Annotated in this window: 7 protein-coding genes; 2 read left to right on the top strand and 5 right to left on the bottom strand. The window is 70.0% G+C overall.

The window, feature by feature from the left end; translation table 11 throughout:
* Window positions 1-49: 49 nt before the first annotated feature.
* Together hflX and KD1_RS00945 are read right to left on the bottom strand one after the other, a co-directional pair.
* Window positions 50-1,519, bottom strand: a complete 1,470-nt coding sequence (gene hflX / locus KD1_RS00950) for a GTPase HflX (protein ID WP_068396203.1) — start codon at window positions 1,517-1,519, stop codon at window positions 50-52.
* Window positions 1,512-3,272 carry a glycerol-3-phosphate dehydrogenase/oxidase gene (locus tag KD1_RS00945; protein ID WP_068396200.1) on the bottom strand — a complete coding sequence of 587 codons (1,761 nt, stop codon included), beginning with the start codon at window positions 3,270-3,272 and terminating at the stop codon, window positions 1,512-1,514. Before KD1_RS00945 ends, hflX begins: the two co-directional genes overlap by 8 nt.
* A gap of 80 nt (window positions 3,273-3,352) precedes the next feature.
* Between KD1_RS00945 and glpK the strand changes: the two genes are divergently transcribed.
* Both glpK and KD1_RS00935 read left to right on the top strand, forming a co-directional pair.
* Complete coding sequence (glpK, locus tag KD1_RS00940) at window positions 3,353-4,876, top strand: glycerol kinase GlpK (protein ID WP_157073094.1); 1,524 nt, start codon at window positions 3,353-3,355, stop codon at window positions 4,874-4,876.
* Window positions 4,873-5,487, top strand: coding sequence for a class I SAM-dependent methyltransferase (locus KD1_RS00935; protein ID WP_068396206.1), 615 nt, complete (start codon window positions 4,873-4,875; stop codon window positions 5,485-5,487). Before glpK ends, KD1_RS00935 begins: the two co-directional genes overlap by 4 nt.
* Here KD1_RS00935 and dapF read toward each other — a convergent pair.
* From dapF to def, 3 genes are read right to left on the bottom strand one after another with little or no spacing between them, the layout of a single operon-like run.
* Window positions 5,484-6,350, bottom strand: coding sequence for a diaminopimelate epimerase (gene dapF / locus KD1_RS00930; protein ID WP_068396195.1), 867 nt, complete (start codon window positions 6,348-6,350; stop codon window positions 5,484-5,486). The genes KD1_RS00935 and dapF overlap by 4 nt on opposite strands.
* A complete protein-coding gene (gene miaA / locus KD1_RS00925) occupies window positions 6,343-7,323 on the bottom strand; it encodes a tRNA (adenosine(37)-N6)-dimethylallyltransferase MiaA (RefSeq protein WP_068396193.1) in 981 nt (326 codons plus the stop codon). Before miaA ends, dapF begins: the two co-directional genes overlap by 8 nt.
* Window positions 7,298-7,909 (bottom strand): peptide deformylase, encoded by a 612-nt coding sequence (gene def, locus KD1_RS00920; RefSeq protein WP_068396185.1) that lies wholly within the window; start codon window positions 7,907-7,909, stop codon window positions 7,298-7,300. The genes miaA and def overlap by 26 nt, the downstream gene beginning before the upstream one ends.
* Window positions 7,910-8,009 lie beyond the last annotated feature (100 nt).

The raw sequence follows: 8,009 nt of genomic DNA, 5'->3' as shown, positions 1-8,009 counted from the left end.
GGTAATACCTCGAACCGTGTGGGGGCGGCCGGGGTGGGCGGAGGCCAAATCAGACGGTGAACGGCACGAGCGAGTCCGCCAACTGCGCTCCGACCTTGGCACGCACATGCGTACCGGACTCGACATGCTCGGTGAGCAGCACCTCGCCCTCCTCATGGATCCGCGAGAGCAGGCCACCCTGGTCGTACGGCAGCAGCACGTCGACATCGATCTCCGGCGTCGGCAACTCCTGCGCGATCAGGGCCCGCAACTCATCAAGGCCCTCCCCCGTGCGCGCGGACACCGCGATCGAGTGCTTCTCGTTGCGCAGAATCCGATCGACGACGTGCGGGTCGGCCACGTCGGCCTTGTTGATGACGATGACCTCCTTGACGTCCGCAGCATCGACATCGGCCAGCACCGCCCGCACGGCGCTGATCTGCCCCTCCGGATCGGAGTGCGATCCGTCCACGACGTGCAGCAACAGGTCGGCTTCGGCGACCTCCTCCAACGTCGACCGGAACGCCTCGACCAGCTCATGCGGCAGCGACCGCACGAAACCGACCGTGTCGGTGAGCGTGTAGTCGCGCCCGTCCGGGGTCTCGGCCTTGCGCACCGTCGTGTCCAGGGTCGCGAACAACTGGTTGTCGACGAGCACCCCGGCCTTCGTCAACCGGTTGAGGAGCGTCGATTTGCCGGCATTCGTGTACCCGGCAATGGTCACACTGGGCACCGCGTGCTGCTTGCGGGAGTGGCGTTTGGTGTCACGATGCGTCTTCATCCCGGCCAGTTCACGGCGCAACTTCGCCATGCGGGTATTGATCCGGCGCCGGTCGAGCTCGATCTTCGTCTCACCGGGACCACGCGACCCCATGCCCTGACCGCCGGCGGCCTGACCACCGGCCTGACGCGACATCGACTCGCCCCAACCGCGCAGACGCGGGAGCAGGTACTGCAGCTGGGCCAGTTCGACCTGCGCCTTGCCCTCCTTGCTCTTGGCGTGCTGCGCGAAGATGTCGAGGATCAGGGCCGTGCGGTCGATGACCTTGACCTTGACGACGTCCTCCAGGGCACGCCGCTGGCCGGGCGCGAGTTCGGCGTCGACCACGACGGTGTCGGCGCCCTCGGCGACGACGAGGTCACGCAGCTCCGCCGCCTTGCCGGAGCCGAGATACGTACTCGCGTCGGGTCGCTGGCGCCGCTGCATGACCCCGGCGAGCACCTCCGAACCGGCGGTCTCGGCGAGCGCGGCGAGTTCGCGCAGGGAGTTCTCGGCGTCCTCGGCGGTGCCCTCGCTCCAAACCGAGGCGAGCACCACCCGCTCGAGGCGCAGCTGTCGGTACTCGACCTCGCTGATGTCCTCGAGTTCGGTCGACAACCCCGCCACGCGGCGGAGCGCCGAACGCTCCTCGCGGTCGAGTTGGTCACCGTCGTGGGTGGTCCAGTCGTCGAGCAGGAACCCGTCGGCGTCGGTCTCCGGGTCAGCCAGGGCCTCGGCGCGCCGGTCGAATAGGTCAGAAGTGGGTCGTGGTTCAGTCATCCTCGTTCAAGGATGACATCCCGCCGGCCTGAACACGAACGGTTTCCGCCCTCAGCGCACGCTGGCGGACGTCTCCGACGGTCGTGCGCAGCGCATCGGCCGCGGCGTCATCGGTCTCGTCCTGGCTGGCCAGCTCCGCGCGCACCCGCTGCCGGTACTGCTCGACTTCCATGTCCCGCTGCTCGTCGCTCCACCCGAGCACGTCGGCCATGATCGCCGCTGCCTCCGGTGCCGCCGCCACGCCCCGGTCGATGACCTCGATGGAGATCCGGGTGCGCCGGGTCAGCACGTCCTCCAGGTGCAGCGCCCCCTCGTGGGTGCAGGCGTGCCGCACCTCGACCTTGAGGTACTCCTCGGCACCCGGCAACGGCTCCCACAGGCGCGGGTCGGCCTGCGCCAACTCCACCAGTTCGTCGACAAGCGAGCCATACCGGTTGAGCAGATGTTCGAGTCGCCACACCGGCAGCCCGTGCCGCTCGGCGAACCGGTCCTGCTGGTTGACCAGCGCCGGGTAGCCATCGGCGCCCAGCAACGGGATGTCGGCGGTGACACTGTCGGGCACCCCGGCGGGCAAGTCTTCGAGAGCCGCATCGACTGCATCGGCGGCCATGACGCGATAGGTGGTGAACTTGCCTCCGGCAATCGACACCATGCCCGGCTGCGGCCGCCCGACGGCGTGTTCGCGGCTGAGTTGGCTGGTCAGGGCGTCCTCACCGGCCAACAACGGCCGGAGCCCGGCGTACACCCCGAGGATGTCGTCGTGCGTCAGGGGGTTGCGCAGCACCGAGTTCACCTGCCCGAGGATGTACTCGATGTCGGTGCGGGTCGCCGCTGGGTGCGCCAGGTTGTGCGACCAGTCGGTGTCGGTGGTGCCGATGATCCACCGGGTGCCCCACGGGATGCAGAACAGCACCGACGTCGGCGTGCGCAGGATCAGCCCGGTCTCGGAGTTGATCCGGTCGCGGGCGATGACGATGTGCACGCCCTTGGACGCGCGCACCCGGAAGCGCCCACGACCCCCGGCCATGGTCTGCACCTCATCGGTCCATACCCCCGTGCAGTTGACGACCACGGAGGTCTGCACGGTGTGCTCCTCGCCGGTCTCGACATCGCGCACCCGCGCTCCGACGATCCGCTCCCCCGCCCGGATCAGACCGACCAGTCGCGCCGAGGTGAGCACCGTCGCTCCGTACGCCTGCGCCGTGCGCGCCAGGGTCAGGGTGTAGCGCGCGTCGTCGGTCTCGGCGTCGTGGTACAGCAACCCGCCTCGATGCGCGGTCGGCAGCAGCCCGGGCGCGAGCGCGCTGACCTGGGCGGCCGAGAGTTGCTTGTGCGAGGGCACGGAGCGGTTGCCGCCGAGCGTGTCGTAGATCGTCAGGCCGGTGGTGACGTACGGTCGCTCCCACACCCGGTGCTCGAGCGGGTACAGGAACGAGACCGGCTTGACCAGGTGCGGCGCGATCCGCGTCAGCACGAGGTCTCGCTCACGCAACGCCTCGCGCACCAACGCGAAGTTCATCTGCTCGAGGTAACGCACCCCGCCGTGGAACAGCTTGCTCGAGCGCGACGACGTCCCCGAGGCATAGTCACGCTGTTCGATCAGGGCGACATCCAGCCCGCGGGTCGCCGCGTCGAGCGCCACGCCCGCGCCGGTGACGCCACCGCCGACGACGAGCACCTCCCACTGGCGGGAGGTGAGCGTCTCCCAAGCGCGGCGACGGTATTCCGGGCTCAACGGCTCGGGTCGGGGCATGATGGACTCCCTCAGAGATTCGTAACGCCACCAATGAACCACACGTGTCCGTCCCACACTCGAACCGCGGGAGAAAATCAGTGAGTGTCACGTCACGCGCGACGTACGTCTTGGCCATCGACCAGGGCACGACCAGCACGCGGGCCATGATCGTCGGTCAGGACGGACTCCCGGTGGCGAGTCACCAGCTCGAGCACACGCAGATCCTGCCGCGCGCCGGGTGGGTCGAGCACGACGCCACCGAGATCTGGGCGCGTACTCGTGACGTCGTCACCGGGGTGCTCGACCGGTCGGGTCTCGACGGGGGGCAGATCGCCACGATCGGCATCACCAACCAGCGTGAGACGACGCTCGTGTGGGATCGCCGTACGGGCCGGCCGGTCTGCAACGCCATCGTCTGGCAGGACACCCGCACCAAGGACATGTGCGACGCCCTGAGCGCGGCCGGTGCCGCCGAGCGCCTGACCACGATCACCGGCTTGCCCGTCGCGACGTACTTCGCCGGACCCAAGCTGGCGTGGATCCTCGAGAACGTGCCCGGAGCCCGCACCGACGCGCAGGCCGGGCACCTGCTGTTCGGCACGATCGACACGTGGCTCCTGTGGCACCTGACCGGGGGCCTCGAAGGCGGGGTTCACCTCACCGACGTGACGAACGCCTCGCGCACCCTGCTCATGGACCTGCGCACCCTCGACTGGAGCGACGAGGCGTGCGAGACGATCGGAGTCCCGCGGGCCATGTTGCCCAGGATCGTCTCGTCCTCCGAGGTGTACGGGAAGTGCACGATCGGCCGCCTCGACGGGGTGCCCGTCGCCGGTGTGCTCGGCGACCAGCAGGCTGCCCTGTTCGGTCAGGCCTGCCATGCGCCTGGCCAGGCCAAGAACACGTACGGTACGGGCAACTTCATGCTGCTCAATACCGGAGCGTCGATCGTCACCTCCACGCACGGCCTGATCACGACCGTCGGCTACCGCCTGGGCGACGCGCCCGCCGTGTACGCGCTGGAGGGCTCGATCGCGGTGACCGGGTCGCTGGTGCAGTGGCTGCGCGACAACATCGGACTCATTGAGACCGCCGCCGACATCGAGGCGCTCGCGTGCACGGTGACCGACAACGGCGGCGCGTACTTCGTTCCGGCCTTCTCGGGGTTGTTCGCGCCCTACTGGCGCCCCGACGCGCGCGGAGCCCTCGTCGGGCTGACCCGCTACGTCAACAAGGGGCACCTGGCCCGGGCGGTGCTCGAGTCGACAGCCTTCCAGACCGCCGACGTCATCGCGGCCATGGAGGCCGATGCCCTGCCGCTGGCCGAGCTGCGGGTCGATGGTGGCATGACGGCGAACGCCACGCTCATGCAGTTTCAGGCCGATCTGCTGGGGGTCGACGTGGTGCGCCCGGCCGTGACCGAGACCACCGCACTCGGCTCCGCCTATGCCGCCGGCCTCGCCGTCGGGTATTGGGCCGACACCGCCGAGGTCGCCGCCAACTGGGTCGAGGAACGTCGCTGGAAGCCGACCATGGACGAGGGCGAGCGCGGGCGCCTGCAGCGCAACTGGGCCAAGGCCGTGCAACGTACGCTCAACTGGGTCGACGAGGACGTGAACTGAGCGTGGAGGACCACTACTTCTCGGCGAGCCCGTCTTCGCCGGATGAACGCTCGCCGCTGACCGTCGAGTTGGCGGGGCGGGAGGTCACGGTCGAGGTCGCCCCGGGCATCTTCTCCCCCGGCGGTCTCGACAAGGGAACCGCCGTGCTGCTGCGCGAGGTCCCCGACCCGCCGACGCACGGCGCGTTTCTCGACCTCGGCTGCGGGTGGGGGCCGATCGCGTTGACGCTGGGGCTGCTCTCCCCGGAGGCGTCCGTGCGGGCGGTCGACGTCAACGAACGGGCCGTGGACCTGTGTGAACGCAACGCGAAGGCCCTGGGTCTGACCGGGGTGGCGGCCTGCGCGCCCGACGCCGTACCGGCCGACGAGACGTATTCGCGGATCTGGTCCAACCCGCCCATCCGAATCGGGAAGAAGGCCCTGCACACGCTGCTCCTCACGTGGCTGCCGCGGCTCGAACCGGGCGGAGAGGCGTACCTCGTGGTGCAGAAGAACCTGGGCTCGGACTCGCTCGCGACCTGGCTGGGCGCTCACCTGCCCGACGGTTTCGTGACCGACCGGTTGACCTCGTCCAAGGGGTTCCGCGTGCTGCGGGTGCGCCGCTCGGCCTAGCCCAGCGCGACGATCCCGTCGGCGATGAGGGCGGCCGGGCCGGCCAGTTCGACCTCGTCGTTCGGAAGCAGGCGCACGGTCAGGCGACCGCCGGGGACGTCGACGATCCACGTCGCTCCGGCGCTTTCGCCACCCGCCCAGAACTGCAGCGCCACGGCCGCCGCGCACACCCCGGTGCCACACGAGCGCGTCTCCCCCACCCCGCGTTCATGCACCCGCATCTGCAGGTGGCCGGGCCCGACCGCGCGCACGACCTCGACGTTGGTGCCCTCCAGGGGGTGCGGGCGCACCTCCGGCGGCTGCGTCAGGTCGATCTCATCCAGGTCCACGCCCTCGGGCAGCGCGACCACGGTGTGCGGGTTGCCCATGTCGACCGACAGCGCCGAGAACGGGTGGCCGCTGCCGAGGTGCACCAGCGCATCGAACCCGTCGCTGTTGGCCTTGTCCGGTTCGGTGAGGCGCCACCGACCCATGTGTGTGACGATCTGGTCGCCCTCGAACCGGATGCGCTTGACCCCGGCGCGTGTGGCGATGGCGAACTCGTCCTCGGTCTCCAGCCCCTCGCGGCGCAGATACGACGCGAACACGCGCGTGCCGTTGCCGCACATCTGCGCCACCGATCCGTCGGCGTTGCGGTAGTCCATGAACCACGGCGCCTCATCGGCCAAGGCCCGGATCGCCGTCTCGGAGGCCTTCGCGGTCGGCACCACGCGGATGACGCCGTCTCCGCCGATGCCGGCCCGCCGGTCGGCCAACCAGGCCACGTCCATCGCGCTCAGGTCGCGCTGCCCCTCGACGTCGGGGACGAGGACGAAGTCGTTCTCGGTGCCGTGGCCCTTGGTGAACCGCAGGTGCTCAGTCATGGGTCCCATTCTCCCCGACCGTGAGCCACGCGCGCGCCACGCCCAGCGCGGCCTCGAGTGCGCCGTGCTCGGTGGGGTCGAACCAGCGGATCCGCTCGTCGGGCCGGAACCACGACTCCTGCCGCCGCGCGTACCGCCGCGTGGCGCGGATCGTGTCGTCGATGGCTTCCTCTGCCGTCATCGTCCCGTCGAGGTGCGCGATCGCCTGGCTGTAGCCCAACGCGCGTGAGGCGGTCCGGCCCTGGCGCAGCCCGCGCGCCAGCAGCTGCTCGACCTCCGCGACCAGGCCCTGCTCCCACATCCGCCGGGCTCGCACGGCGATCCGCTCATCGAGGACTTCGCGCGGGGGCAACAGCCCGAGCATGAGCGTGGGTCGACGGAACGTGCGCGTCGGCATGGATGCCGAGAACGGCCGACCGGTCAACTCGATGACCTCGAGAGCCCGCACGACGCGGCGCACGTTGCCGGGTGGGATCTTGGCCGCTGCCGCGGGATCGGCCTGGGTGAGGCGAGCGTGCATCACCGCGCCACCGCGCTCCGTCGCCTCGGCCTCGAGCCGCGCCCGCACGACCGGGTCGGTCGGCGGGATGTCGAGCAGGTCCAGCGCGGCCCGCACGTATAGGCCCGAGCCGCCGACGAGGACCGGCACCCGACCGCGCTCCGTGATGGCGTCGAGGTCGGCGCGCGCACCGGTCTGGTAAGCGGCCACGGTCGCCTCGTCGGTGATCTCGAGGACGTCGAGTTGATGATGCGGCACCCCACGACGCTCCGCCAGTGTGAGCTTCGCGGTACCGATGTCCATGCCCCGGTAGAACTGCGAGGCGTCGGCGTTGACCACCTCGCCACCGAGGTGCAGCGCGATCTCGAGGCCGAGATCGGACTTCCCGGACGCCGTCGGCCCGACGACCGCGATGATCCCCGGGGCGCCGCCGATCTCGGCAGCGTCGTCAGTCAGCGGTGACCTCGGCGTCATCGGCGTCCTCGTCATCGTGACCGAACGGATCGCGATCCTCGCCGGGCATCCACGTGTGGCCCGGCACGCCCCAGCCGGCCGCGCGGATCGCCTTCTTGGCCTTCTTGCTCCACGCCGCGTTGAGCCGGTCGACGTAGAGGAACCCGTTGAGGTGGTCGTACTCGTGCTGCATGCAGCGCGCGAACCAACCGGTGGCGCTGAAGGAGATCTCGTTGCCGTCGGAGTCGAACCCCGTCACCGTGGCCGACTCGCCGCGCTTGAGCGGGTACGAGTAGCCGGGCACGGACAGGCAGCCCTCGGACTCCTCGTTGCGGTCAGGCTCCCCCGCGGCGGGCTTGGCGGCCTTGACGTACGGGTTGACGATGTGCCCGATCTCCGGGACCCCGTCGTTGTTCGCCATCTTCCACGTGAACACGCGCAGGCCGACGCCGATCTGCGGGGCGGCCAAGCCGACCCCGTTCGCGGCCTCCTGGGTGAGGTACATGTCCTCGACGAGTTCCTTGAGCGCGGCGTCGAACTCGGTGACCGGCTCGGCGCGGCGGTGCAGGACGGGCTCACCGTGGATGACGATGGGGCGTACGGGCATGACGCGATTCTCCCAGAGGTGAAGGGGGCTGGTCGGGGGCGGCTCAGGCGATGCCGCAGGCCGGCGCGGCGGGCGCCGGCGTGCTCGGCCTGCCGATCGA

The organism is Kribbia dieselivorans NBRC 106261 (assembly GCF_001552435.1).
In the GTDB taxonomy this organism is placed as follows: Bacteria; Actinomycetota; Actinomycetes; order Actinomycetales; family Dermatophilaceae; genus Kribbia; species Kribbia dieselivorans.
Note: the sequence above shows the minus strand (reverse complement) of the source record. Positions and strands in the feature narration are given on the sequence as shown.

What these genes read in the sequence shown, in the direction of transcription:
- hflX (WP_068396203.1), bottom strand. Translation starts at nt 1,519, where the DNA reads ATGACTGAACCACGACCCACTTCTGACCTATTCGACCGGCGCGCCGAG.
- def (WP_068396185.1), bottom strand. Translation starts at nt 7,909, where the DNA reads ATGCCCGTACGCCCCATCGTCATCCACGGTGAGCCCGTCCTGCACCGC.
- dapF (WP_068396195.1), bottom strand. Translation starts at nt 6,350, where the DNA reads ATGACTGAGCACCTGCGGTTCACCAAGGGCCACGGCACCGAGAACGAC.
- miaA (WP_068396193.1), bottom strand. Translation starts at nt 7,323, where the DNA reads ATGACGCCGAGGTCACCGCTGACTGACGACGCTGCCGAGATCGGCGGC.
- KD1_RS00945 (WP_068396200.1), bottom strand. Translation starts at nt 3,272, where the DNA reads ATGCCCCGACCCGAGCCGTTGAGCCCGGAATACCGTCGCCGCGCTTGG.